Raw genomic sequence first — 23,800 nt, 5'->3', positions numbered from 1 at the left:
ACTCCTTATGGGCGGGGGGCCAGTTGCCGCAGTACTTGCAGGGCGCGCCCGGCGTCCGCACGGGCGACGAACAGGTGATCATGGTGGTAGCCGGCGATCACGTTGCAGCTGATCCCGGCCGCGGCCAGCGCCGTGGAGAAGGCCGCGGTCAGGCCCACGGCCTGCAGCGCCGAATGCACCTGCAAGGTGATCCAGGCGGCGACGTAGTCGAAACGCAGCCCCAGGGCCTCGGCATCCTGCCGCGCCAGGATCACGCTCAATCCCTCGACTTCGCGAATACTGCCGAGCACCTCGCGGCCCTCCAGGATCGAGGCGTCGGGCAGGCTACAAAACACGTAGTCGCCCTCGTTGAGGCGTGGCGCCAGGCAGTGCAGCAGTTGCGTCAGGTCGGTTTCGGCGGCCATGGGGAGTTCTCGGTAAGGGCGGGTCTGGCCAGTCTGTTGAAAGAGGGTGTATAAGAGAAACAACTATTGCTGATCCTGTATTAGGAAAATCGATAATGTTCGATTACAAGTTGCTGGCGGCCCTGGCCGCGGTGGTGGAGCAGGCCGGTTTCGAGCGCGCCGCCCAGCAGCTGGGGTTGTCGCAGTCGGCGGTGTCCCAGCGCATCAAGCTGCTTGAAGCGCGGGTGGGCCAGCCGGTGCTGGTGCGCGCCACGCCGCCCCTGCCCACCGAAGTGGGGCGGCGTCTGCTTAACCATGTGCAGCAGGTCCGCCTGCTGGAACGGGACCTGCAAGGCCAGGTACCCGGCTTGGAGGATGGAGCACTGCCGGAGCGCCTGCGTATCGCGCTTAACGCCGACAGCCTGGCGACCTGGTGGGCACCGGCGGTGGCGAGCTTTTGCGCGCAGCACCGAGTGCTGCTGGAACTGGTGGTCGAGGATCAGCAGGTCGGCCTCAAGCGCATGCGCACCGGCGATGTCGCGGCCTGCGTTTGCGCCAGCGACCGGCCGATCGGTGGTGCCCGCTGCGTGGCCCTGGGCGCCATGCGCTACCGCGCGCTGGCCAGTCCGGCCTTTATCGCCCGGCACTTTGAGCAGGGCGTCAGCCCGGCGGCACTGGCCCGGGCACCGGCCATCGTCTACGGTCCCGACGACCTGCTGCAGCACCGTTACCTGGCCGGGCTGGGGGAGCAGGAAAGCCTGATCCACCACCTGTGCCCCTCCTCGGAAGGCTTTGTGCGCCTGGCCCTGGCCGGGCTCGGCTGGGGCCTGGTGCCGGAGCTGCAGGTGCAGGATTTGCTGACCCGGGGCGATCTGCTGGAGTTGTTGCCGCAGCAGCCGGTCGACGTGCCGCTTTACTGGCACCATTGGCGCAGTGGGGGCGCGCTGCTGGGCGAGCTGACCCGCCAGCTGACCGTCACCACCAGCGGCTTGCTGGTGGCCGCGTAGGGCGAGCGCTTTGGCTCGCCGCGCCACGGCGCCGCGCGGAGGTGGCTGCTACAGTCGCAGGCGAACAACCGGTCCCGACAGCGCGGGCCGTTAACCATGTGGGGGCGGGGTATGAAAATTCTGGTGACCGGTGCGAGCGGTTTTATCGGCGGGCGCTTTGCCCGCTTCGCACTGGAGCAGGGGCTGACGGTGCGGGTCAATGGCCGTCGCCGCGCGGGTGTCGAGCATCTGCTCACGCGCGGCGCCGAGTACGTCGAGGGCGACCTGTCGGACCCCGATCTGGTCCAGCGCCTGTGCCAGGACGTCGAAGCCGTGGTGCATTGTGCCGGTGCCGTTGGGGTCTGGGGCAAGTATGCGCAGTTCCACCAGGCCAATGTGATGGTCACCGAGAACGTGGTCGAGGCCTGCCTGAAGCAGCATGTGCGGCGCCTGGTCCACCTGTCGTCGCCGTCCATTTATTTCGATGGTCGGTCCCATGTGGGGATTCGCGAAGAACAGGTGCCGAAGCGTTTTTCCGACGCCTACGGCGCCACCAAGTACCTGGCCGAGCAGAAGGTCCTGGGGGCCGAGGAGTTCGGTCTGGAGGTGATCGCCCTGCGGCCGCGCTTCGTCACCGGCGCGGGGGACACCAGTATCTTTCCGCGGCTGATCGCCATGCAGCGGCGCAACCGCCTGGCGATCATCGGCAATGGCCTGAACCGGGTCGATTTCACCAGCGTGCACAACCTCAACGATGCGCTGTTCAGTTCGTTGCTGGCCGCCGGCCCGGCCCTGGGCCAGGTCTATAACATCAGCAATGGCGCGCCTGTGCCGCTCTGGGACGTGGTCAACTACGTGTTGCGCCAGCTCGACCTGCCACCGGTCACCCGTCACCTGCCCTACGGTCTGGCCTACGCGGCGGCGACGCTCAACGAATCAGTCTGCAAGCTGCTGCCCGGACGTCCTGAGCCCAGCCTGTTTCGCCTGGGGGTGGCGGTGATGGCCAAGGATTTTTCCCTGGACATCAGCCGGGCCCGCAAGTACCTCGACTACGACCCGCAGGTCAGCCTGTGGACGGCGCTGGACGAGTTCTGCCTGTGGTGGAAGGCTCAGGCGTAGACCCGCTGTCCACGGTACATGCGCAGCGAGCCGCGGGCGGGGGCTGGGTGTGCGGCGGGGGCGAACGGCGACGCAGCGGCGGTTGGCGTTTCGCCGGTATCGAGAAATTGCGCCAGGCGCTGGCCCAAGCCCCGGGTTTCCAGGTCATTGGAGCGCAGGCAGGCGACCAGCATGGCTTCGATGGCATCGGCCTGACTGAGGCGGATATCCACCGCCAGTTCGGCGCGCAGGCGCCGCCGCAGGGCTTGCATGCAATCCAGTACGGCCTTGTTCAGTTCCATGGCGACTACTCCAGTGGTGAAAAGAACCCCGTGCCACTCCTCCCTGAAGGCACGGGGCCCGTCCCAGCAGGGGTGACAGCGATCCCATCCGATCGGTTGCCGCCCCTGCTGGGGATGGTGCCGTGCGAGCCGAGGCTCGCAGGCGCCGGGTGCATCCCTGACATGACCACCACGAGGGCAGCTCAGGGGAAGCGAAGCAAAGGGCGTACCAGTTCACCAAAGCGCCCGGCAGGGGGCTTGGCGCGCACACGGTAGGGCTGGGGCGCCCTTCGTCGGTGCGGGCTGCACTGGCATGGCGCGAACCTGAAGTGGCGGGTCCGAATCGGTATACTGCTGGCCATTTAATTTTGTACCGGTTCGACGGTCTTCCGTTTTTCACTTCAAAGGTTCACCCATGCGTAACGATGCACTCGACGAACTGGACTCCGTGCCCAGCCTGACCACCGACAGCCGCGACCGCGAGGACTTTGGCCGTGCCGAGGCCCCGGAGCGCGGCCATGGACCGGCCCGTGGCGCGGCTCCGGTGGTGGTCAAGTCGAGCAGCACCGGTGCCCTCTGGGCGCTGGTGGGCGCCTTGGTGATCACCCTGGGCGGGCTGGGGTGGTGGAGTTACCAGCAGATCAGCCTGATGGAGGCGCAACTGGTGGCCACCCAGGAGAGTTTCGCCCGCATCAGCGAGGAAGCGGCGGGGCGCATCAAGGACATCTCCGGCAAGGTGGTCGCCACCGAGTCGAGCGTGACCAACGACACCGAGGCGCTGAAACTCAAGGTCAAACAGTTGGACGGCAAGCTGACCGAGTTGCTCAAGCAACAGCAAAAGTCCAGTGGCGAACAGTCCGGACAGGCCAAGCAGGTCGATCAATTGGTCGCCGGGCTCAATGCGCAGCAGACCGCCGCGGCCCAACTTGTCACGCAGCTCAGCCAGCTGGAGGGCCAGCTCAAGGGCCTGCTGGCCGAGCAGGCCGCGCTAAAGGCCTCGTTCGCGGGGGTGGCGGCGTTGCCGGCTCAACTCAAGGAGGTGTCGGCGGCGGTCGAGAGCCTGAAGAAACAGGGCAACCCCGGCGTGGCCATCGCCCGTCTCGAGCAGGACCTGCTGGTGCTGCGCAGCGAGCTGGAGAATCGCCCGGCCGCTGGCAATACCGCCGAATTCGACGCCTTCCGACTGCAGATGACCCGCAATGTCAGCACCCTGCAGACCCAGGTGCAGAACCTGCAGCAGCAGCTCAACGCGCGTTAGGTCGTATCTTTCAGGTCCGCGAGGGTGCTCTTTGCGTCATTCCCGCGAAGGCAGGAATCCAGTGGTTCGCACGGGTGGCACTGCAGGCACGGCTCCAACGTTGTTCGTCCAGACCAGGCGCAAGCAGCCGGGTCGCGTGTTCTGGATACCCGCCTGCGCGGGTATGACGATGGGGGTAGTCTCCGGCGTCTGGCCGAGCCCGCAGCCGGCCACCGCGAGTCGTCGCTCGCATCTGCGGGGGCGGACGAGGGGTCGAGTCCGGTCCCGCGAGAGCCTTGTGTCGTCATTCCCGCGAAGGCGGGAATCCAGCGGTTCGCACAAGTGGCGCTGCAGGCACGACTCCACCGCTGTTCGTCCGGGCAGGTGTCCACGGGCCCTAAGGCATTCGCAGGCCGTGCAGGGAATCGCTGACCGTTCAGGGGGCCAGCGGCACTGCGTTAGGTGCTGCGCCCGTTGCTAGGCTGAAGCCTCCTGCCGCAGGGGTGCCCGCCTGTGTCGCGTGCTCGACCGCCAGGCGCAGCATGCTCGGGGTCACGTAGGCGCGATGCACCCGATCGATGGCTGCCAGGTAGAAGTGGCCGAACAGGTTGCGGCAGCGCACCCGTGTCCCCAGCGTAACCTCCACCCGCGTGCCGTCGATGATTCTCACCGCGACACAGGAGCGGAAAAGCAGGTGCTTGTCGTCCGCCCCCAACAGCACCTGTGCCCACTGGTCTTCAAGGTCGCGGCGTTGCTCCAGCACCGGGTAGCGTCCAGCGAACAGGTTGCAGCGGTCCTTGGACAACAATGACGACACGGGACAGCCTAGGGGGGAGCGGCGCAGACCCAAGGGCCGTACCAACAGGTTACGAATGGCCATCATCCGCGACACGCCCGTGGGCGGGTTGCAGAGGAAACCTTCCAGAACCCTGGCCAGGCTTTCGGTAGCACCCAGGCCCGCCCACGGCGCCGCGTTGAGCGACAGACGAAACATGTCCTGGTGGTGGAACGGGCGGTCGTTCAATTGATCGAGCAATAACGAACCTATCGGTGGCTCGGCTAGCTCGCTGACCGCCAGGGCCGCGCCATGGGTGGCCCAGTAGCCGCCGGCGCGACGGCGGTTGGCCCAGGCGCCGCGCAGCAGGCCGGCACCGCCGCGGGCGGTTAGGCACAGGCCGCTGTGCAAACTGCCTGGGGGCGCATCGAGCGACAACGCGGTGGTCGGCACCCGCACATGGGTAAAGTCGGCTTGGCGCATCAGCGCCAGTACGCTCTCGGGCAGCAATTCGGTCAGTGCCGGGATGTTCGCCTGGTTGGCCAGTACCTGGGCCTTCAACTCGTCCGACAGCGCGCCGCCCAGTTCATTGGTGTGGCAGGACAAGGCGAAAAAAACCGGGTGGCGCGAGGGCGATTGCAACGGTGCGAACTGATGCCAGGTGTCGCCGCCGAAACGTACACTGAACAGGCTGTCCGGCGGAATATCGATATGGTGCAAGGCGTCGATAAACGCGTGCGGGTCGTGCTCGATCTGCTGCGGTGAGGCGCTGGAGAAACGCAATTGCGCACCGCCGCTGCCAGAGACGGCGGTGAAGACCCGGTGCCCGGCATGGCGGTGAAAGGGATGGCCCTGTGGACCTACGACAAAGGAATACAGTGACGTCGCGTCTCCCTTGTCGAAGTCGGTGCCGCCGAGCCGCGCCGAGGGCTCGTCTAGTTCATCGACAAAGGCTTGATGGGCCTGCTGGCGTGCCGCCACGCTGGCAAACAGGTGATTGCCGGCGCCATGGCCCAGGGTGGCGATCAGTGACACCTCGACCGCCAGGCCGCCTGAATGCGAAGGCAAACATACAGAGGGAAAGGTCTGGGTGAGGCGAGTCGTTGCGAACATGAGCGTTCCTTAGGCATGCCGACGCAAAAGGGGGAATCGCGGCCCGCGCTGTCTTAAGCAGCGGTGGGCGAGGCGGCTTACGCGGTCACTATAAAGGAATGAGGTGACTCGGGCTCGCTGGTGCGCGCGGAGCGGTTGTCTGACGCGGCGCGGTCAGGCATAAAAAAGCCCCGGCATTGGCCGGGGCTATTTGTAGCAACGATGCCGTCAGAGGCGCGGGTAGTCGATATAACCGACCGGGCCGCTGCCGTAGAAGGTTTCCGGATGCGGCTCGTTCAGCGGCGCGTCCTGGGCCAGGCGGGCCGGCAGGTCCGGGTTGGCGATAAAGGGCACGCCAAACGCCACCGCGTCGGCCTTGCCACTGGCCAGCCAGGCATTGGCCGAGGCTTTGGTAAAGCGTTCGTTGGCGATGTAGACGCCGCCGAACAAGGCCTTGAGCTGCGGCCCGAGGCTGTCGTCAGCGTCCTTTTCCCGGGCGCAAATAAAGGCGATGCCGCGTTTGCTCAGCTCGCTGGCGACGTAGCCGAAGGTTTCCAGGCGGTTGGCGTCGCCCATGTCGTGGGCATCGGCGCGTGGCGCCAGGTGCATGCCGACCCGGCCTGCTTCCCACACCGACAGCACCGCGTCGGTCACTTCCAGCATCAGGCGGGCGCGGTTTTCCAGCGAGCCGCCGTATTGGTCGGTGCGCTGGTTGGTGCTGGTCTGCAGGAACTGGTCGAGCAGGTAGCCGTTGGCCCCGTGGATCTCCACCCCGTCGAAACCGGCGGCCTTGGCATTCTCCGCTGCCTGACGGTAGGCCTCGACGATCTCGCCGACCTCTTCGGTTTCCAGGGCGCGCGGGGTTGGGTAATCCCGCAGCGGGCGCAACAGGCTGACATGGCCCTTGGCGGCGATGGCGCTGGGGGCCACGGGGGCTTCGCCGTCGAGGAAGGACGGGTCGGAGATCCGGCCGACATGCCACAGCTGCAGGAAAATGCGCCCGCCGGCGGCGTGTATGGCCTTGGTGATATTGCTCCAGCCGCGCACCTGGTCATTCGACCAGATGCCCGGGGTATCCGGGTAGCCCACGCCCAGCGGGGTAACCGAGGTCGCCTCGCTGATGATCAGGCCGGCCGACGCCCGTTGGACGTAGTACTCGGCCATCAGCGCATTGGGCACCCGGCCGGCGTCGGCGCGGCAGCGGGTCAGCGGGGCCATGATGATGCGGTTGGGCAATTCGAGTGCGCCCAGGGTGATCGGATCGAACAGCGTAGCCATGGTGAGTCTCCAGGGATCAGGGGAACAACGGTCAGTCGAGGACGGGGGTGAGGCGGGTTTCGGCGGCGTGGGTCAACTGGCTGGCGATCAGGGCCAGTACCGCCAGGGCTCCGGCGGCCAGCGGCACACTGGTCAGGCCCAGGCCGTGGCTGATCACCAGTCCGCCAATCCAGGCACCCAAGGCATTGCCCAGGTTGAAGGCGCCGATATTCAGGGTCGAGACCAGGTTGGGCGCGGCCTTGCCGAAGCTCATCACGTTGACCTGCAGCGCCGGTACCGCGGCAAACCCGGCCACGGCCCAGAGGAACAGGGTGACGTGGGCCGGTACCAGCAGCGGGCTGGTCCAGCTGAACAGGCTGGCGAGCAGCGCCAGGGCGATAAAGGCGCCGCCGAGGGTGGCGACCAGGTGCCGGTCGGCCAGGCGGCCGCCGAGCACATTGCCCAGGGTCAGGCCCAGGCCGATCAGCAGCAGGGCCCAGGTCACGCCGACCGGCGAGACCCCGGTGACTTCCCCCAGCAGGGGCGCGATATAGGTGAACAGGGCGAAGACCGAGGCGGAAAACAGCACCGTGGTGCTCAGGGCCAGCCACAGGCCGCTGCCGCGCAAGGCGCGGATTTCGCTGCGCAGGTCGGCTTTTTCGCTGTCCTCGCGGGCCGGCAGGAAGCGCCAGAGGCCGATCAGCGCCAGCACGCCGATCAGGGTCACCGCCCAGAAGGTCGAGCGCCAGCCCGCGGCCTGACCCAGGGCGGTGCCCAGCGGCACCCCCAGCACATTGGCCAGGGTCAGGCCGGTGAACATCAGGGCCACTGCCGAGGCGCGGCGATTGGCCGGCACCAGGCTGGCGGCGACCACCGAGCCGATGCCGAAAAAGGCGCCGTGGCAGAGCGACGTCAGCACCCGCGCCAGCATCAGCATGCTGTAGTCGCTGGCCAGGGCGCAGAACAGGTTGCCGCCGATAAAAATGCCCATCAGCAACAGCAACGCGGCTTTGCGAGGCCAGCTGGAGGTGATCAACGCCATCAGCGGCGCGCCAATGGCCACCCCCAGGGCGTAGCCGGTGATCAACCAGCCGGCACCGGGAATCGATACGCCGAGGTCGGCCGCAACCTCGGGTAACAGGCCCATGATGACAAATTCCGTGGTGCCAATGGCAAACGCGGACAAGGCGAGGACAAGAAGCGACAGCGGCATGGGCCTGCTCCGGATAAAAAGGATGGGGGACGCAACCAGTAACGGGGTTGCGGTTAGAGTTGCTCGCCGATTTGCTGAAGAAAGGCCTGGATGACCGCTTCCTCGCGCTTGAAGAAACTCCATTGGCCGACCTTGCGACTGCTGATCAGGCCTGCCCGCTGCAATGTCGCCAAGTGGGCCGAGACCGTGGATTGCGACAGTCCGGTACGCTGGTCGAATTTGCCGGCGCACACCCCGAGTTCGAACGGGTGATCCTGTTCGGCGAAATACTTCTGTGGCTCCTTGAGCCACTGCAGCATTTCACGGCGCACCGGATGGGCCAGGGCCTTGATGATTTCGTCGAGATCGATGGGCATGGCACCCTCGCAGGAGGACAGGTGTATCGGCATGGGGCGAACTATATATCGGTCTTTGGCGATATTCGGATCGTTTGCCTCGATAGTCCCCATCGACCGGCTCGATACCCGGGCGGCCGGGCCAGTTTTGATACGATAAGGACTTACTCGTTGTTCGTTCTGAAGCCCCAACGGGCCGTGTTATGCCGGGTCCGGTTGCAAAATCAGGCGCCGGCGCGGCCGTGCGCATAGTGTCAACAGGCCCTGGAGTACGTCGATGAACTATCTCGCCCATCTTCATCTTGGTGGCCAGCAACCGGCCCAGCTGCTCGGCAGCCTGTATGGCGACTTCGTCAAGGGGCCGCTGGTGGGGCGTTATCCGCCCGCGGTGGAGGCCGCCATTCGGCTGCACCGGCGCATCGACGTGTTCACCGACAGCCACCCCCTGGTGCTGCAGGCCAAGGCGCGTTTCCCCGCCGCGCGCCGGCGTTACGCCGGCATCCTGCTGGATGTGTTTTTCGACCATTGCCTGGCGCGGGACTGGTCCCGGTACGCGGCGCAGCCTTTGGCCGGTTTTACCGCCCGGGTCTACCAGGTGCTGGATGCCGAACCGGACTTGCCGCCCCGGCTGGCCCAGGTGGCCCCTCTGATGGCGGCCCAGGATTGGCTCGGGGCCTATCGCGAGTTCGCCGTGCTGGAGCGGGTGGTGCAGGGCATGAGTCGACGGCTGTCGCGGCCTGAGGGCCTGGCGGGCGGCATGCTCGAACTCACCGTCCTGTACGAGCCCCTGATGGCTGATTTCCAGGCCTTTTATCCGGCCTTGCAGGCCTTTGCCGAGGCTGCCGTGGGCGAGGCCGCGGCCGCGCTCTGAGTCCTGTCAGGCCTGCTGCGGGTCGAATGCTGCGCCGAGGTCGGCACCGCTGCTGGCCGGACTGATCACCTGCGCGCCGATGGCCTGTTGGGCACGGCGCGCCAGTTGACTGCGGTTCTCGTCCGGTTGCGGATAAATCAAAGGCAGCAGGTGAATCTCGACCTGCGAGGTGGGCGCCCGCAACAGCCGCAGCAAATGGCCCAGCAGCTCGTCGTCGCCGATAAAAGGGGCCACGTCGTCGGGCTGGCCATCGCGGCGGTAAAGGAGCGCCACCGGCTGCACCGGCGTGCGGGTTTCCAGCACGCTGGCCAGCAGGCGGCCATGGAAGGCGCGCACCCCGCGGCCATCGGTGGTGGTGCCTTCGGGGAACAGCAACAGCGGCCGCTGTTGGCGCAGGTAGCGACGAATTTGCTGGCTGAGGTCGGCGCTGTCGCCCGCACCGCGGCGAATAAACAGCGTGCCGGCCTGCACCGCCAGCCAGCCCGCCAGCGGCCACTGGCGCACCTCGGCCTTGGACAGGAACGACATCGGCTGCAGCGCCCCGAGCAGGGCGATATCGCACCAGGAGACATGGTTGCTGACCCACAGCACCGGCTCGGCGGGCCGCTGGCCATGAACCCGCACGCGAAACGGCAGGCACGCGACCAGGCCGGCCAGCCACGCCCGCATCAGGCGCTGGCGCAGTTGCAGCGTCGCCCCGCCCCGGCGCAGCGCCAGCAGGCTGACGACCAGGCCGGCCAAAGCGCCGACCGTCAACCACAACACCAAGCGCAGGCTGCGCAGGACCAGGCGCAGAGTGCCGAGCATCAGACGGCCGCCTTGAAGTGGCGGGCGTAGCGTGGGCACAGCTCGTCGCGCTTGAGCAGGATGAACACATCGGCGACCTGGAAATCCGGATCCCAGCAGGGTTCGCCGCAGATCTTCGCGCCCAGGCGCATATAGGCCTTGAGCAGCGGTGGCAGCTCGGCGATCACGTTACCCGGCAGGTCCAGGGCCGGCAGTGGCGTGCGTGGCTGGGCGCGCAGGTGCTCGGTGCACAGGTAGCGTTCGCGCAGGCGTTGCATGATGGCTTCGGCTTGGATGCCGCCATCCTGCATGGGGATGCTGGCGCACCCCATCAGGTAGCGGTAGTTGCCTTCGTTGAGCACCTCAGCCAGTTCGCTCCAGAGCACCGCGATGGTGCCGCCGTTGCGGTAGGCCGGGTCGACGCAGGTGCGGCCGATTTCCAGCACCGCGCCTTCGAGCCCCTCCAGGCCGTCGAGACGAAACTCCTCCTCGCTGTAGTAACCGCCCAGTCCGCGCGCGGCGTGGTGGTCAAGCAGGCGGGTGGTGGCGACCAGGCGACCGCTGCTGAGGTCACGCACGCCGATATGCGCGCAATGGCCGTCGTAGTCGTCCATGTCCAGGCCCAGCTCGGCGCCTTGCAGCTTGGCATCGAATTCGGCACTGAAGACGCGAAAGCGCAGGGCCTGGGCTTCGCGTAAGGCCGCGGCGCCCAGCAGGCGCTCGGCCTGCAGGCGACGTTCCGGGGTGCTGCGGTCGCGGGTGCGGGCAATTTGGGTCATGGGAGAGCCTCCGTTAGCCAGCCTGATGGGTTGCGGCCAGTCGACTTTGTTGTGCAAGCTCACGTTAGGCAGCCCTGGTGTCACCCCGGTGAACCTTTGGTGATGCTTGCATGACAGCCATCGAGGAATTCCTATGCCCTGGCAACACCTGCTCGACACCCCGCAACGCCTGCCCGAGACAAGCCTGGAGCTGTGGTACGCGGCGCTGCTGGAGCGCCTGGGCGAGGCCGGTACGTTCGAGCGCGCGCTGCGCGGTGGCTGGTTGGCGGCGACCCCGGGGCTGGCCTTTCTCGCCGGTTACCAGGCGGCCCTGCGTGCGCTCTGGCCCTCGGCACCACCATCGCTGGGCGCGTTATGCGTCACCGAGCAGCGCAGCACCCGTCCGGCGGACCTGGGCACGCGCCTGGACGGCCTGGCGCTGACCGGTCGCAAGGACTTTGTCACCGCCGCCGATGCGGCCGACTGGCTGCTGGTGGCGGCGCGTGCCGAGGCCGCGGGCGAGCCGCCGCGGCTGGTGCTGGCGGTGGTCCACAGCGGCGCCCCGGGGGTGCGCATCGAACCCTTGTCGGCCCTGCCCTTGATGCCCGATATCGGACACGCCCGCCTGCACCTGGACCACGCCCACTGCGAACTCCTGGCCGGCGATGGCTGGGACGCCTATGTAAAACCCTTCCGCACCTTGGAGGACGTGCACGTGCTGACCGCCATCAGCGCCTGGCTGCTGGGCAACGCCCGGCTGCAGGGCTGGTCCCAGGACCTGCAACTGCGGCTGCTGGCGCTGCTGAGCGGCTGCGCCGAAACGAGCCGGCAACCGCCTGCGGCGCCGGCCACCCATCTGCTGCTGGCGGGTTTGTTCGCCCAGTGCGCGGCGCTGCAGGAGGAACTGGCCGCGGCCTTCGCCAGCGGTCCGGCCGAGCTGGCGGCGCTCTGGCAGCGCGACCGTGCCCTGCTGGAAATCGCCCGTGGCCCACGGGCCAAGCGCTTGGACAAGGCCTGGGCGCAGTGGCGCTAGGGCCTGGTTGGGCGCGATACGGCGCCCTTAGAGCATTTTCATCAACCGTATGTGTGCCACCGTTTTGGCAGGTTACGCCGCGCGGAAGGTGCAGCGTGGCTGGCCAGAGCGGTTGTCTGCGCGGCTAACCACACCCTACGAAAAGCGATCCGCAGAAGCCTGCGGGTCATGCGGGGGGCTTTTGTAGGGTGGAATCCGCGAGCTTTTGCGCAGTTTCGGCTTTATCCCATGGGCTTGTGCGCCGAGCGAGCATGGCGCCCAAGGTTAAGGTGAAAATACCCTGGCGTGGTTGGCGGCTCCCTTGACCTGGATCAGTGAGGACGGCGCGCCCAGGGGCTATACCTGCGCGTCGCTTTTTTTACCTCGAGGTTTCCATGCGTCGCGAACCCCTGGTGCTGTTCGATAACGGCACCCATCAATGCCTGCAGTTCGACGATCTGGTCTCGGGCGAAGGGCTGCAGTCCAACCAGTTCCTGATCACCGACCACGGCCAGTACCTGCTGCTCGATCCCGGTGGCGACCTGACCTACACGCCGCTGTCGCTGGAGCTGTCCAAGCACATGCCGGTGCATGAGCTGGACTATATCTTCGCCTCGCACCAGGACCCCGACATCATCGCGTCCCTGGATAAATGGTTGCTGCACACCCGCGCCAAGGTGATTTGCTCGAAACTCTGGGCGCGTTTCCTGCCGCACCTGACGGCCAATTACCTGGCCATCAGCCATGGCATCTCCACTTACGACCGCATCATCGCCTTGCCCGATCGCGGCCAGTCGATCCCCCTGGGGCGCTGCCAGCTCAAGGCGGTGCCGGCGCATTTTCTGCATTCGGTGGGCAATTTCCAGCTGTACGACCCGATCAGCAAGATCCTGTTTTCCGGCGACATGGGCGCCTCGCTGGTCGACGACGCCAGCCCGGTGAAAGACTTCGCCGAGCACGTCCCGCATATGGCCGGCTTTCACCGGCGCTATATGGCCAGCAACAAGGTCTGCCGCTGGTGGGCGCAGATGGTGCGCGGCATGGACGTGGCGATGATAGTGCCGCAGCACGGCCGACCTTTTGTCGGCGCGGCGATGATCACGGCCTTTCTCGACTGGATCGAGCAACTGGAGTGCGGCATGGACCTGATGGGCCCCGAGGATTACTGCCTGCCGAAGTAGCGCGCGCTGTTGGCGGGCGCCGGTCGCGTGCTAGGGTTGCAGGTCCTTGATCCTACTTGGGTTCATCATGATCCGCGCCACCCTGCGTTACCTGAGCCTGGTTGCCGCCCTGGGCGGCGGCCTGGTGCAGGCCGAGACCTGGCCGGCGGCCGAGTGGCAGACCGCCGAGACCGCCGCCGGCCCGGCGCTCGAGGCCCTGCAGGCGTATGCCTTCCCACCCCGCGACGAGCAGGTGCGCGGCGGCGTGCGCACCGATGCCCTGCTGGTGATCCGGGACGGCGTACTGGTCTATGAGCAGTACGCCGGCCCCTCCGGGCCGCAGACCCCGCACCTGGCCTGGTCGGCGACTAAAAGCCTGCTGGCCTGCGTGCTCGGCGTGGCCTATGGCGAGGGGCGTTTCCAACTGGGCGATGCGGTCGGCGGCTACTACCCGCCGTTCGCCGCCCACCCCCAGGTCAAGCTCGGGCATCTGCTCAACTGGGCCTCGGGCCTCGACTGGCAGGAGTCCTACGAGTACGCGCCGCTGAAATCCTCGGTGGTGGCCATGCTCTACACCCGCGGTCGCGAGGACATGGCCGCCTTCGTCAGCAGCCATCCCGCCGCCGTTGCGCCGGGCGTGCGTTCGGTCTACTCCAGCGGCGACAGCAATGTGCTGGCAGCGGCGCTCAAGGGCATGCTGGCCCCGGACGAGTATGACGACTACCCCTGGCGCGCCTTGTTCGAGCCCCTGGGGATCCGCAGCGCGGTGTGGGAGCGTGACACCAGCGGCACCTTCGTCGGCTCCTCCTATGCCTACCTGACCGCCCGCGACCTGGCACGGGTCGGCTTGCTGATGCAGCGCAACGGTCGTTGGGGCGATCGCCAATTGCTGCCCGCGGCCTGGGTGGCGTTCAACCGCACGGCCTTCGTCAACCCGCAGGGTGCGCCGGCCGCCGCCGGTGAGGTGGTCCCGGGGGGGCACTGGTGGCTCAACCAGGCCGCGCCGGGCGAGGCCCTGGCCTGGCCCTCGGCGCCGGCCAGCACCTTCGCCGCCCTCGGCCATTGGGGCCAGGCGCTCTATGTGCTGCCCGAACAGGGGCTGGTGATAGTGCGTTATGCCGACGACCGCGATGGCAGCTACCAGCACGACGAGCTGCTGAAACGCGCCCTCGCCGTGTTCGCCCCGCAGGCCCTGCCATGAGCCTCCTCGGAACGTGGCGGCGGCGGGCGCTCGGGCTGGTGCTGCTGGCATTGGCCGGCCTGGGGGTTTGGGCCTGGCAGGAGCGTGTCCACCTGCGGGCTTTTCCGGGCATAGTCGGCGCCTACTCGGCCAAGGAGTATTGCTCCTGTCGGTACGTGACCGGCAACAGCGCCCAGTACTGTGCCGGCTACATCGAGCAGTCCGTGCCGCTCAGCGGCTTTTTCGACGACGTCGCGCGCAAGCGGGTGACCGCCCGTGGCCTGGGCAGCAGCCAGACCGCCGTCTGGGTCGGTCAGCGCCAAGGTTGCCAGTTGCTGCCCCAGGCCGACGCGCTGCCGGAGACGCCCTAGCGACTCCAGCGACATAGCGCGGGCCTGATGTGGCTGTGTCGGCGGCGCCTCGACCGGCGTCCTTGAAAGCGAGTGGGTGGGCCTGGTGGGCTCGCCCTGTGTTCCGTCCCGTGATCCGAGCCTCCCATGCGCCCCTTGTTCGCCTTGCTCCTGAGCCTGTTTATAAGCCTGCCGGCCCAGGCGGGCTGGTACCTGGATAACGAGTCCTCGCGGCTGTCCTTTATTTCGACCCAGGGCGGCGAGGTCGCCGAGGTGCACCGCTTCCTCACCCTACACGGCCAGGTATTGGCCAGCGGCACGGTGCGCGTGCGGGTCGACCTCGATTCGCTGAGCACCGGGGTACCGCTGCGCGACGAGCGGCTGCGCACTGAGCTGTTCGCCCAGGGCGGAACCCCCGAAGCGCACCTGGAAGGCCAGGTTGCGCTCGAGGCCATCACGGCGCTGGCGCCCGGCGCGCAACTGGAGCTGCGCATGCCCCTGAGCCTGACCCTCAATGGGCAGAAGCAGTCGCTGGCCGCCGAGTTGCTGGTGACCCGTCTGGACGACCAGCGCTTCCAGGTGGTGACCCTGGCGCCGCTGGTGCTGCAGGCCGATGCCTTTGGCCTGCAGCCGGGGCTCGAGGCCCTGGGCAAATCGGCCGGCGTGCCGGCCATCGGCTTGGCGGTGCCGGTGTCCGCCGTGCTGATTTTCACCGAACGTTGATGAACGGGGCGATTTTCCCCTGGCGCGGCGGCAACCACTTCGAGTTGCTGATCGACGGCCCGGCTTTCTTTCCGCGCATGCTGGCGGCCATCGAGGCGGCCGAAACCGCCGTGGACCTGGAATTTTACCTGGTGGAGCAGGGCGCCTGTGCCGATGCCCTGGTGCATGCCCTCTGCGCCGCGGTGCGCCGCGGAGTACAGGTGCGCTGCCTGTTCGACGACTTCGGCACTCGCGCCTTCGCCGCGGTCGAGGCCGAGGCCTTGCGCGCCGCGGGCGTGCAACTGCGTTTCTACAACCCCATGCGCTGGGGGCGTGGCCTGAGCAACCTGTACCGCGACCACCGCAAGCTGCTGCTGATCGATGCCCGCCAGGCGTTCGTCGGCGGTACCGGGGCGACCGACGCGTTCTGGACCCCGGGGCAGCCGACCAGCGACTGGCATGAAGTGATGGTGGCGCTGAACGGGCCGCTGGTGAGCGACTGGGTGCAGTTGTTCGAGCACCTCTGGCAGGTCTGTCCGCTGCCCTTCGCCTGGCGCGAGGCCTATGCCCAGGGCCTGCCCCGGTTGCCGCGCAATCCGCCGGTGGGCATTGGCCTGGGCCGCGTAGCCTATGCCAGCGCCCGGCAACACCGCGATATCCTGCAATCGCTGGTCAGGGCCCTGCGTGGGGCGAAAAAACGTATCTGGCTGGCCACACCGTATTTTCTGCCCACCTGGAAGGTCCGCCGGGCGTTGCGCAAGGCCGCGGAACGTGGGGTCGAAGTTCGGCTGTTGCTGACCGGGCGGCATACCGATAACCCACCGGTACGGTTCGCCGGCCAGCGGTATTACCCGCGATTGCTTAAGGCGGGGGTGCGTATCCACGAATTCCAGCCGAGTTTCCTGCACCTGAAAATGGTGCTGGTGGACGACTGGGTCAGCCTCGGCTCGTGCAACTTCGACCACTGGAACCTGCGTTTCAACCTGGACGCCAACCTGGAGGCGCTGGACCCGCACCTGGCCCGGGCAGTGGCGGCGAGCTTCGTCGAGGACTTCAGCCGTAGCCGCGAAATTACCCTGGAAGTTTGGCGCAGCCGGCCGCTGTGGCGGCGGGTGCAACAACGCCTGTGGGGATGGCTCGACCGCTTGGTGATCAACCTGCTGGACCGCCGCCGCTAACCGGCTGCCGCCGCACTTTTGTCGGGTGGCGCCAGTGTGGCCCCGCGTTATGCTCTTGGCCCTTTACCACCACAGAGCCTTGCGCATGCGCCACCTGCCATTGCTGATGCTGTTGGGCGTACTGGGTGGCTGTTCGACCCCGGGGGCCTTTTTCGGCGCGTTGGACGGGCCGTCCTTCCAGGCGCGCGGCATCGAGCCGCAACATGCCCTGGTTTACCTTTATCGCCCGCGCAGCGACTGGGCCGACCAGGAGCTGGAAGCGCCGGGCCTGTTCCTCGATAACCGGCTGATTGGCGGCCTGCCGAGCCAGGGCCATCTGGCCCTGGGGTTCGAGGGTGCGAGTTACCAGTTGGAAATGCGTCGCCCCTTGTTCGGCAGTTACTGGACCTGGTTCGCCGATGGGCCGCTGGATTTTACCCGTATCACCAGTTTTGCCCTGGAAGCCAAGCCGGGGGAGGTCTACTACCTGCGTTATGACGAACTCGGCCCACCCCCGCAGTGCGAGGCCGCGCCGGATGCTGCCGAAGGCCCCTTGCAATTGGTCTGCGTGTCCTTGGGCGAAACGGAGATCGGCGCCACCCATGAAGTCCAGCCATTCGAGCGGATCACCAGCGACGGCCAGGTGGAGCGGCCGCAGCGCGGATTCTGGCGGGGGGTTGGGCGGGCCTTGGGCCGAATCGGTATTTAGGCCCGTGCCCGCCTGACCATTGCAGCCCCCGCACGCGCCTCAACCGACAGGCGCGCCACGACCCATTGTCGCCCCCTGCACCGCCCGCCCCGACGCTGGGCGAGGGTTATGCAAAATGCCTTGGTGCCTTGGCGCAATCATGCAACCTGCACGGTTCGCTTTCCCGGTATTCATTTTAAGTTATTGTAAAATAAGGGAAATATAAAATATTCAGTGTTGGCATGGTCGATGCTCTTTCTCTGGCAGTGCTGCAAACCCGTGTTTATCCAGAAGAAGAGAGCCTGAAACCATGAATGCCATTGACCTGCTTGAAGCCGATCATAAGACCGTAAAAGACATCCTTGCCCAGCTGAGCGAATCGACCGATCGCGCGGTGAAAAAACGCACCGAACTGCTGCGCAAGTTGGAGCTGGAGATCACCGTGCACACCAGCCTGGAGGAAGAAATCCTCTATCCGGCCTTTAAAGCGGCGGGCGGCAAGGACGAAGCCGAGATGTATTTCGAGGCCAAGGAAGAGCACCGCACCGTCGACTCCCTGGTGTTGCCGGACCTGAAAGTCACGGATCCGAGCGCGCCGGAGTTTGCTGGCCGGGTCAAGGTGGTCAAGGAACTGCTTGAGCACCATATCGAGGAAGAAGAAACCGAGATGTTCCCCCATGCCCGCAAGCTGCTGGGCAAGGCCAAGCTGGACGAATTGGGCGCGCAGATGGAAGCCCTCAAGGCCCAGCGTAAAAAGGAAATCAGCGCCGCCGCCAAACTCGATTCGAACCAGGCCGCCTGATGATCCGCGCCATCAAAGGGAGTGTTCGCCATGATTGACCCCACCACCGCCTATCCCGCCGATCGAACTGATCTGGCCAACACCTCCGGGGTGTCCTGGGCCGCCATCTTTGGCGGGGCCCTGGGCGCCGCTGCGTTGTCGTTGATCCTGATCCTGTTGGGCGCCGGCCTCGGTTTTACCGCCGCTTCGCCCTGGGCCGACCGCGGTGCCAGCGCGCAGGCGCTGGGTATCTCGGCCATCCTCTGGTTGACCTTGACCCAGATCGTCGCCTCGGGCCTGGGTGGCTACATCGCCGGGCGCCTGCGCGTGCGCTGGGCCAATGTTCACGACGACGAAGTGTACTTTCGCGACACTGCCCATGGCTTCCTGGCCTGGTCGGTGGCGACCCTGATCACCGCCAGCCTGGTGCTGGGTTCGGTGGGCAGCTTGGTGGGCAGCGGTGTACAAGCCGGCGCCCAGGTCGCCTCCGGTGTGGTGAACGCTGCCGGCAGCGCGGTCAGCTCGGCGGTTAGTCGGTCCGACGGTAACTCCCTTGAATACTACGTCGACACCTTGTTCCGTTCGAACCAGGCGGCGCCCGCCAGCGATGCCGACATGCGTGGCGAAGCGCTGCGTATCTTTACCACCGGCACGCTGTCCGGCCAGGGCCTGGACCCTGCCGACCGTCAGTACCTGGGGCAGGTGATTGCCCAGCGTACCGGCATGACCCAGCCAGAAGCCGAACGCCGGGTGGATGAAACCTATGCCCGCGCCACTCAGGCGCTGCAGCAGGCCGAAACCAAGGTGAAGGCCGCGGCCGACAGCGCCAAGAAAGTCGCTGCCTGGAGTGCCTTGTGGATGTTCGTGGCCCTGCTCTGCGGTGCCTTCGTCGCCAGCCTGGCCGCGACCTTTGGCGGCAAACAACGCGACCAGGTGCACTACACCCGTAGCCTGGCCTGATAACTCGACCCACCCGCGACCGGAGAGACTCCTATGCGCTCGATACTGCTGTTCTTCCTGGGTGTTCCCATCCCGATCATCATCCTGCTGGCGATCTTGTTGTAAGGATCGAAGGGGCGCTTAAAGCGCCCCTTTTTTATGGGTAAGCAGTGACGGGACGCGGAGCGTCACAGGCGGGCATTCCTACGCGGAGCGGGGGAACGATCAGGGACAGGAAAAACGCGTAGGGCGGCCTCGGCGCGTTGTTCAGCGACAGCCCGCCATCTGGCGGCCTCGATCCGTTGTTCCGCGTTAGCGCGGCAGGCCCCTGGTAGGCGGTGACACCGTCAACCCGCCCGTCCCGTCCCGCGATCCCCGCCACGGAGCACCAGGTACAGCAACGGCCCGGCCGAGACGAAGACCAGCGTGAGCAGGCAGTAGGGCAGCACCGCCCATCCCGAGCGGCCCTGGCGGCGGTTGTGCTTGATCATCCACAGGCAGGCCAGCGTTGCCAGCAGATAGAGGTCGATAACCACCTGGGCGGTATCGGCACGACTCATCAACTGCAGGCCGAACTGCCACAGCGATTGTTCGGCCTGGGCCATCACCCACAGCGTGTAGGCACTGAAGGCGATCAGCACCAGCAAGGGCAAAAATCTGTTCTTGACGGTTGTTTTCATCGCGGCGCGGGCCTGTCGGTCAGGGAGGGGGCGTCAGTTGTGACACGTCCAGCCTGCCTGGCAGGCAAGGTGCTGTCAGTGGGGCCGGTTGTCGCACCCGGTATCCCGGGTAGTACCCGGCTGTTACCCACGCCTCGCCGGGCGGATCCATACTGTCGGTCCACCTGATTGCCTGGAGAACGACAATGGCTGCAAAACGGATCCTGATGCTGGTCGGCGACTATGTCGAAGATTATGAGGTGATGGTGCCCTTCCAGGCCCTGCAGATGGTTGGCCACCAAGTGCACGCGGTCTGCCCCGGTAAAACGGCGGGGCAGACCGTGCGCACCGCTATCCACGATTTCGAGGGTGACCAGACCTACAGCGAAAAACCCGGGCACCTGTTCGCCCTCAATTTCGATTTCGACCGGGTCGCCGCCAGTGACTACGATGCGTTGCTGGTGCCGGGCGGGCGTTCGCCGGAATACCTGCGCCTGAACGAACAGGTGCTGGCGCTGGTGCGGGCGTTCGATGCGGCCGCTAAACCGATCGCCGCCGTCTGCCATGGCGCGCAATTGCTTGCGGCGGCGGGTATCCTCGGCGACCGTGAATGCAGTGCCTACCCGGCCTGCGGGCCCGAGGTGCGCCTGGCGGGCGGACGTTATATCGAGCTGGCCGTCGACCAGGCCCATGTCCAGGGCAACCTGGTGACCGCGCCGGCCTGGCCGGCTCACCCTGCCTGGCTGGCGGCCTTTCTCGGGCTGTTGGGCACCCGTATCGAACTCTGAACGACTCCCGGGACACTGACGCAGCAGCGAGGCAAGGACCATGTGTGAGCTTTACGTCAAGGCTGATCCGATCCTGTACGAGTCACGCTCGCGCTCGCTGCGCATCGGTGGGGTGGTCACCACGCTGCGCCTGGAAAACCAGTTCTGGGACCTGCTGCAGGAGATCGCCGCGGTGGACGGTATGACCACCAATCAGCTGATCGGCAAGTTGCATGAAGAGGTCATGGACTACCGCGGCGAGGTGGTGAATTTCGCCTCGTTCCTGCGCGTCAGCTGCAGCCGTTACCTTGCGCAGCGTTCCGCACCGGCCGCCCTGGCACTGGTTGCCAGGCGTGCAACCTGAGCAGCCTGGAAAAGCGCGGCGGGACCGCAAAATAGCGCGCATTTCGTTCCTGGCTGTGATGGCCCGAACACTTCCACGCGCCGAAACGGAACTAGAATAGCCGGCCTTGGGTCTATCTTGACCAGTCGGTTTTCCGCTTCTCCTACGTTGATAAAGGGACGTTTAATGCGCAACAAAAGCATGTCTTTCGTACCGGCCGCCCTGTTGGGCCTGCTGCTGGGCGCCTCCTGCCTGAATGTCGCCGTGGCCGCCCCCAGCCTGGCCGAACGCCGTGCCGTGGCGGCCTACCAAGCCGGCGCCTACGCCACTCAGCTGAAGGAAATCCAGGCCGCTGCCGGCTTCGAGGTTCCGGTCGAAGTGCAATGGGACAGCCTGGCCTTGCCCGGCCAGGAAGCCAATTACGCCGACGAGGCGTTCTGGACCAAGATCTACTTCAACCCGCTGAGCAAGGCCCTTGGCACTATCGCCACGGATGAAATGGGCAAGACCGCGGTCAAGGAAAAGCTGAAGAACGTCGTCGTACGTTATGACGCGGCCACGGCGCCGGCCAGCAACTACGACAACGGTGTGACCTTTACCGGTGGCGTGCTGACCCTTAACTTCCAACCGTACAGCAACGCCGACGACGTGGATGCCCGTGCCCAGGCCATCCAGAAAGCCCTGGAAGCCGGCCTGTAATCACCCCCGCCGATTCAAGCCGTTGCGTCCCGTAACGGCTTGACGGCGATCGCAGCGCCTGGCGTGGCGTGCTCCGCGCCAGGCCGTTGCCAAATGCCCTTTCTACTGGCCGCAGCGGTTCGCTCTGTAGCTCGATAGCCAAGCAAAAATATGGGTTCAGCCGTAGCGGAAGGAATTGGTATTGCATTCGGTTCCCACGGTCGCTCTGGTTAAAAAGCTATTGAGCTCTTTCATTTTTTGAGCTCAGAATTCTCAAGTATTTTTCTTATTTTTGTGATTGTAATTTCTGTAAGAATGCTTAGGGTTTCCTTTAGATTCCTGGGGTTTGGTTTTATTTCAAAAACACAGTCGTCTAATATTCCTCCTTGGGTTTTGCATATATCTGCATGCAATAAGATTTCACTATCTATGGTTTTTGCTTCAATTAAAAAATCAATTTCGTATTGGTGAAAGCAAATAAATGCCCCTGGCTCTGCACTCCAGGCTCGCTTCTCTGTTGAAATTTTGCCCCACTCTCCCACATTTAAAAGGCGATGCTTAATTTCTTCTGTGAAAATCATGAGCTCCGTAATTATTATTGCATGTGCCTGCAATAGGTGAATAAGGAACTCATTGCTTTCTGATCTTAAGCTGTCGTGAAAGCGTGGAAGAGGTGATTCCCAGGGGTATCCCAGATGAAAAATTTCCAGCATCAGGGATCTAAAGGCATCTTTTTCCCTGAAGTCGGCGCTGTTCACCCACGCTTCACGCAACTGGGTCAGTATTGATTCTGCATGCTCTGGAAGTATAAAGTTATCGGTATGGTAGTCGGTGGAACCAAGCCTGTAACAAGCATAATTCGAGCCCAGCCGAGCGATCAGATAAATCAAGGCGTCTATATATTGGTCCGGGGATATATCCAGTTCACGGGGAAGCGCAAGCCCATCCGCCACCAGCGCATTTCTCTTGTCTAAACACGCGCACAGATAGTCGGTTATCAGTGTGTCTGGCGTTTCTTCGAAATCCTTATCGGGATCATCGTGGTCTTTTGATTCTTCATAGCGTTGGTAGGCCGTTTTGCGTACTTCTTCAGCGTTGTAGCCTTGGATCTGGGCGGGATGAATCCACCGGTACACACCTACAGCGTGCTCTTCGTATTCAAGTTTGTATAAGTCTGTTAGAGATAAAGTATGCATTTATGTATGTCGTTGAGAGTTTAAATTTTGCTCGCGCTCAAAAGGCCGCTGGGTTCGCAGACGTCCTGAGCTTGGAAAAATATCTGCCTTGGTCGGTGAATAAAAATGTATGCTTCATGGTTTAATTATTTATGTCAATGTAAAAAGAATCAGGGTTGGAAAGTGGAAATGCCCAGCGTTCGTCGTTGTTGTTAACGGCTATTAATTCGTCGCCTCGGTGAATCAGTTGGATAAATGGATTTGAACATTCGAAAGCGGCGACCCAGACTATATGATCCTTATCGTCAAGTACAACGACAAATCCGTCACTCCCCCAGCTGCCTTCTCCGCAAATGGCTTTTGCTACATCTGCCCTGCCTTTTAAAATCAGCTCCGCTAAAGAGCCGATAGAGGAAAGCACCGCGTCATCCGTGCTCAGAAACTTATTTAAATCATAGGCTAAGCCCGGCAAGATTTTCCGTTCCGGACCGTATCCGGTTATTGTAAATGGCATGACATGGTTTTTCTGAGAAACTATGCCATTTACCATGGGTAGGGTGCCGTCTTGCCATAGATGGTCAATATCAGGTAACGGCATATTCTCTCTTTATGGGGCGCGTTGAGTACACAGATGGATTGCTTTGGCGAAACGGAGCGAAACCGTGGTCTGTCCCCTATTTCTCTTCCCAGAACCGCAGACGGTTGGGTTTATGGGCGCGTTGAGTACAAAGATGGATTGCTTTGGCGAAACGGAGCGAAACTGTGGTCTGTCCCTGAGTGATCCCCACAAAATCTCGTGACGGCTCAGACGCTTGGGCTTGAAGAGGTCTGCATGGGCGGGCACCTTGGTTGTCGCCAAACAGTCCAGACCCCCGTGATCCCCATGCAGACCGTTCGATTTTTACACGCCGCACTCGCGCAAGCACTCCGCAGCGTGCACGCTCGTCGCCTCACCGCCCTGATGTGCACCGTGGCCGCGCTGTTGCACGGGCGCCGCCTGACCTTAACCGGGCTGGGTCGCGCCATGCCGGGCACCGCGTACCCCAAGCACGCCATCAAACGCGTCGACCGCCTGCTGGGCAACCCGCACCTGCAGGCCGAGCGCCCGCTGTTCTACTGGGTGATGCTGCGCGCCGT

Annotated in this window: 27 protein-coding genes and 1 pseudogene; 17 read left to right on the top strand and 11 right to left on the bottom strand. The window is 64.7% G+C overall.

The annotated features are described in order from the left end of the window. Window positions 1-5: 5 nt before the first annotated feature. Window positions 6-404: an ACT domain-containing protein gene (locus ABWY06_RS18590; protein WP_353927066.1), complete on the bottom strand. Its 399-nt coding sequence runs from the start codon at window positions 402-404 to the stop codon at window positions 6-8. A gap of 95 nt (window positions 405-499) precedes the next feature. On the opposite strand from ABWY06_RS18590, the gene ABWY06_RS18585 reads away from it, so the two are divergent. Together ABWY06_RS18585 and ABWY06_RS18580 are read left to right on the top strand one after the other, a co-directional pair. Beyond that, window positions 500-1,390 carry a LysR family transcriptional regulator ArgP gene (locus tag ABWY06_RS18585; protein ID WP_353927065.1) on the top strand — a complete coding sequence of 297 codons (891 nt, stop codon included), beginning with the start codon at window positions 500-502 and terminating at the stop codon, window positions 1,388-1,390. Window positions 1,391-1,501: 111 nt separating this feature from the next. Next, entirely contained in the window at window positions 1,502-2,488 is a 987-nt protein-coding gene (locus ABWY06_RS18580; RefSeq protein WP_353927064.1) for an NAD-dependent epimerase/dehydratase family protein, read from the top strand. Here the strand turns inward: ABWY06_RS18580 and ABWY06_RS18575 are convergent. Beyond that, window positions 2,479-2,769 carry a hypothetical protein gene (locus tag ABWY06_RS18575; RefSeq protein WP_353927063.1) on the bottom strand — a complete coding sequence of 97 codons (291 nt, stop codon included), beginning with the start codon at window positions 2,767-2,769 and terminating at the stop codon, window positions 2,479-2,481. The two genes, ABWY06_RS18580 and ABWY06_RS18575, sit on opposite strands and share 10 nt — an antisense overlap. Window positions 2,770-3,163: 394 nt before the next feature. Here ABWY06_RS18575 and ABWY06_RS18570 point away from each other — a divergent pair, with 394 nt between their 5' ends. Beyond that, window positions 3,164-4,006 carry an ATPase gene (locus ABWY06_RS18570; protein ID WP_353927062.1) on the top strand — a complete coding sequence of 281 codons (843 nt, stop codon included), beginning with the start codon at window positions 3,164-3,166 and terminating at the stop codon, window positions 4,004-4,006. A 415-nt stretch (window positions 4,007-4,421) separates the two neighbouring features. On the opposite strand, the gene ABWY06_RS18565 is transcribed toward ABWY06_RS18570, so the two are convergent. From ABWY06_RS18565 to ABWY06_RS18550, 4 genes are all read right to left on the bottom strand, one after another. Further along, entirely contained in the window at window positions 4,422-5,873 is a 1,452-nt protein-coding gene (locus ABWY06_RS18565; protein ID WP_353927061.1) for a DUF2867 domain-containing protein, read from the bottom strand. 207 nt (window positions 5,874-6,080) lie between these two features. Further along, complete coding sequence (locus ABWY06_RS18560) at window positions 6,081-7,130, bottom strand: alkene reductase (RefSeq protein WP_353927060.1); 1,050 nt, start codon at window positions 7,128-7,130, stop codon at window positions 6,081-6,083. 31 nt (window positions 7,131-7,161) lie between these two features. Beyond that, window positions 7,162-8,322 (bottom strand): MFS transporter, encoded by a 1,161-nt coding sequence (locus ABWY06_RS18555; RefSeq protein ID WP_353927059.1) that lies wholly within the window; start codon window positions 8,320-8,322, stop codon window positions 7,162-7,164. 53 nt (window positions 8,323-8,375) lie between these two features. Continuing rightward, window positions 8,376-8,678, bottom strand: a complete 303-nt coding sequence (locus ABWY06_RS18550; RefSeq protein WP_353927058.1) for an ArsR/SmtB family transcription factor — start codon at window positions 8,676-8,678, stop codon at window positions 8,376-8,378. Between the two features lie 256 nt (window positions 8,679-8,934). Here ABWY06_RS18550 and ABWY06_RS18545 point away from each other — a divergent pair, with 256 nt between their 5' ends. Further along, the gene (locus ABWY06_RS18545) at window positions 8,935-9,528 is read left to right on the top strand and encodes an acyl carrier protein phosphodiesterase (RefSeq protein WP_353927057.1); all 594 of its coding nucleotides are present in this window, start codon (window positions 8,935-8,937) and stop codon (window positions 9,526-9,528) included. Window positions 9,529-9,534: 6 nt separating this feature from the next. On the opposite strand, the gene ABWY06_RS18540 is transcribed toward ABWY06_RS18545, so the two are convergent. Together ABWY06_RS18540 and olsB are read right to left on the bottom strand one after the other, a co-directional pair. After that, the gene (locus ABWY06_RS18540) at window positions 9,535-10,335 is read right to left on the bottom strand and encodes a lysophospholipid acyltransferase family protein (RefSeq protein ID WP_353927056.1); all 801 of its coding nucleotides are present in this window, start codon (window positions 10,333-10,335) and stop codon (window positions 9,535-9,537) included. After that, window positions 10,335-11,093, bottom strand: a complete 759-nt coding sequence (olsB, locus tag ABWY06_RS18535; protein ID WP_353927055.1) for an L-ornithine N(alpha)-acyltransferase — start codon at window positions 11,091-11,093, stop codon at window positions 10,335-10,337. Before olsB ends, ABWY06_RS18540 begins: the two co-directional genes overlap by 1 nt. 133 nt (window positions 11,094-11,226) lie before the next feature. Between olsB and ABWY06_RS18530 the strand changes: the two genes are divergently transcribed. From ABWY06_RS18530 to ABWY06_RS18490, 9 genes are all read left to right on the top strand, one after another. Beyond that, window positions 11,227-12,105, top strand: coding sequence for an acyl-CoA dehydrogenase middle domain-containing protein (locus tag ABWY06_RS18530; RefSeq protein WP_353927054.1), 879 nt, complete (start codon window positions 11,227-11,229; stop codon window positions 12,103-12,105). Window positions 12,106-12,479: 374 nt separating this feature from the next. After that, entirely contained in the window at window positions 12,480-13,265 is a 786-nt protein-coding gene (locus ABWY06_RS18525; RefSeq protein WP_353927053.1) for an oxygen-binding di-iron domain-containing protein, read from the top strand. 67 nt (window positions 13,266-13,332) lie between these two features. Further along, on the top strand, window positions 13,333-14,445 hold the full coding sequence (locus ABWY06_RS18520) for a serine hydrolase domain-containing protein (protein WP_353927052.1): 1,113 nt from the start codon (window positions 13,333-13,335) through the stop codon (window positions 14,443-14,445). Next, window positions 14,442-14,795, top strand: coding sequence for an amidase (locus ABWY06_RS18515; protein ID WP_353927051.1), 354 nt, complete (start codon window positions 14,442-14,444; stop codon window positions 14,793-14,795). The genes ABWY06_RS18520 and ABWY06_RS18515 overlap by 4 nt, the downstream gene beginning before the upstream one ends. A gap of 126 nt (window positions 14,796-14,921) precedes the next feature. Further along, on the top strand, window positions 14,922-15,497 hold the full coding sequence (locus ABWY06_RS18510) for a YceI family protein (RefSeq protein WP_353927050.1): 576 nt from the start codon (window positions 14,922-14,924) through the stop codon (window positions 15,495-15,497). Continuing rightward, window positions 15,497-16,654, top strand: coding sequence for a phospholipase D-like domain-containing protein (locus ABWY06_RS18505; RefSeq protein WP_353927049.1), 1,158 nt, complete (start codon window positions 15,497-15,499; stop codon window positions 16,652-16,654). Before ABWY06_RS18510 ends, ABWY06_RS18505 begins: the two co-directional genes overlap by 1 nt. 85 nt (window positions 16,655-16,739) lie before the next feature. Further along, a complete protein-coding gene (locus ABWY06_RS18500) occupies window positions 16,740-17,342 on the top strand; it encodes a DUF2846 domain-containing protein (RefSeq protein WP_353927048.1) in 603 nt (200 codons plus the stop codon). A gap of 289 nt (window positions 17,343-17,631) precedes the next feature. Continuing rightward, entirely contained in the window at window positions 17,632-18,123 is a 492-nt protein-coding gene (locus ABWY06_RS18495; protein ID WP_353927047.1) for a PA2171 family ribosome-binding persister protein, read from the top strand. Window positions 18,124-18,153: 30 nt separating this feature from the next. Continuing rightward, window positions 18,154-19,062: a hypothetical protein gene (locus ABWY06_RS18490; RefSeq protein WP_353927046.1), complete on the top strand. Its 909-nt coding sequence runs from the start codon at window positions 18,154-18,156 to the stop codon at window positions 19,060-19,062. A gap of 326 nt (window positions 19,063-19,388) precedes the next feature. Here the strand turns inward: ABWY06_RS18490 and ABWY06_RS18485 are convergent, their stop codons facing one another. Continuing rightward, window positions 19,389-19,721 carry a DUF2834 domain-containing protein gene (locus tag ABWY06_RS18485; RefSeq protein WP_353927045.1) on the bottom strand — a complete coding sequence of 111 codons (333 nt, stop codon included), beginning with the start codon at window positions 19,719-19,721 and terminating at the stop codon, window positions 19,389-19,391. A 185-nt stretch (window positions 19,722-19,906) separates the two neighbouring features. Here ABWY06_RS18485 and ABWY06_RS18480 point away from each other — a divergent pair, with 185 nt between their 5' ends. The 3 genes from ABWY06_RS18480 to ABWY06_RS18470 all read left to right on the top strand — a co-directional run bounded on the left by ABWY06_RS18480 (window position 19,907) and on the right by ABWY06_RS18470 (window position 21,509). Next, window positions 19,907-20,488 (top strand): DJ-1/PfpI family protein, encoded by a 582-nt coding sequence (locus ABWY06_RS18480; protein ID WP_353927044.1) that lies wholly within the window; start codon window positions 19,907-19,909, stop codon window positions 20,486-20,488. Window positions 20,489-20,528: 40 nt separating this feature from the next. Continuing rightward, a complete protein-coding gene (locus ABWY06_RS18475) occupies window positions 20,529-20,831 on the top strand; it encodes a ribbon-helix-helix domain-containing protein (protein WP_353927043.1) in 303 nt (100 codons plus the stop codon). Between the two features lie 180 nt (window positions 20,832-21,011). Continuing rightward, on the top strand, window positions 21,012-21,509 hold the full coding sequence (locus ABWY06_RS18470; RefSeq protein ID WP_353927042.1) for a hypothetical protein: 498 nt from the start codon (window positions 21,012-21,014) through the stop codon (window positions 21,507-21,509). 230 nt (window positions 21,510-21,739) lie between these two features. Here ABWY06_RS18470 and ABWY06_RS18465 read toward each other — a convergent pair whose 3' ends face one another. Both ABWY06_RS18465 and ABWY06_RS18460 read right to left on the bottom strand, forming a co-directional pair. After that, window positions 21,740-22,684 carry a hypothetical protein gene (locus ABWY06_RS18465; protein ID WP_353927041.1) on the bottom strand — a complete coding sequence of 315 codons (945 nt, stop codon included), beginning with the start codon at window positions 22,682-22,684 and terminating at the stop codon, window positions 21,740-21,742. A gap of 121 nt (window positions 22,685-22,805) precedes the next feature. Then, a complete protein-coding gene (locus ABWY06_RS18460; protein ID WP_353927040.1) occupies window positions 22,806-23,261 on the bottom strand; it encodes a hypothetical protein in 456 nt (151 codons plus the stop codon). Between the two features lie 285 nt (window positions 23,262-23,546). Here ABWY06_RS18460 and ABWY06_RS18455 point away from each other — a divergent pair. Then, window positions 23,547-23,800: pseudogene (locus tag ABWY06_RS18455) on the top strand (IS4 family transposase); the annotation flags it as partial.

It is taken from the genome of Pseudomonas sp. (assembly GCF_040514055.1).
Classification (GTDB): Bacteria; Pseudomonadota; Gammaproteobacteria; order Pseudomonadales; family Pseudomonadaceae; genus Aquipseudomonas.
Note: the sequence above shows the minus strand (reverse complement) of the source record. Positions and strands in the feature narration are given on the sequence as shown.